6 tRNA genes are annotated in these 717 nt (G+C 52.0%); all 6 read right to left on the bottom strand.

Features of this window, described 5'->3' with window-relative positions:
- Positions 1–50 precede the first annotated feature (50 nt).
- Positions 51–126, bottom strand: a tRNA-Phe gene (locus HCN83_RS17955).
- An 11-nt stretch (positions 127–137) separates the two neighbouring features.
- Positions 138–214, bottom strand: a tRNA-Met gene (locus HCN83_RS17960).
- A gap of 13 nt (positions 215–227) precedes the next feature.
- Positions 228–303: transfer RNA gene (locus HCN83_RS17965), tRNA-Val, on the bottom strand.
- Between the two features lie 31 nt (positions 304–334).
- A tRNA-Glu gene (locus HCN83_RS17970) sits at positions 335–409 on the bottom strand.
- A 5-nt stretch (positions 410–414) separates the two neighbouring features.
- Positions 415–507 (bottom strand) — tRNA-Ser (locus HCN83_RS17975).
- Between the two features lie 5 nt (positions 508–512).
- A tRNA-Asn gene (locus HCN83_RS17980) sits at positions 513–587 on the bottom strand.
- Positions 588–717: the final 130 nt, after the last annotated feature.

Raw genomic sequence — 717 nt, forward strand, 5'->3', positions numbered from 1 at the left:
CTGATTACAAGTCAGTTGCTCTACCAATTGAGCTAGGCCAGCATAAAAAGTGGTGGCTCGGGACGGAATCGAACCGCCGACACACGGATTTTCAGTCCGTTGCTCTACCGACTGAGCTACCGAGCCACTATGTAAATTGGTTGCGGGGGATGGATTTGAACCATCGACCTTTGGGTTATGAGCCCAACGAGCTACCAGACTGCTCCACCCCGCGCCGTTTATAAAAATGGTGGAGGATGACAGGCTCGAACTGCCGACCCCCTGCTTGTAAGGCAGGTGCTCTCCCAACTGAGCTAATCCTCCAAAACAGATTCGTATCTGTTTTAATTAAGTATGGTGACCCGTACGGGATTCGAACCCGTGTTACCGCCGTGAAAGGGCGGTGTCTTAACCACTTGACCAACGGGCCATATATGGCGGAGAGCGAGGGATTCGAACCCTCGGTACGGGTTAAAACCGCACACACGATTTCCAATCGTGCTCCTTCGACCTCTCGGACAGCTCTCCTTATATGGCTCCACAGGTAGGATTCGAACCTACGACCCATCGGTTAACAGCCGATTGCTCTACCACTGAGCTACTGTGGACTATGGATAAATGAGCGTACCCGCTCAAAACCGGATAACGCGAAAACGAATCATGTGTCTTCCTCGCTCTGCCGAGCGACGATGTTCATTGGTTAAGCCCTCGATCGATTAGTATCTCTCCGCTGCACGT

Source organism: Alkalicoccus luteus (assembly GCF_012034335.1).
Lineage (GTDB): Bacteria > Bacillota > Bacilli > Bacillales > Salisediminibacteriaceae > Alkalicoccus > Alkalicoccus luteus_A.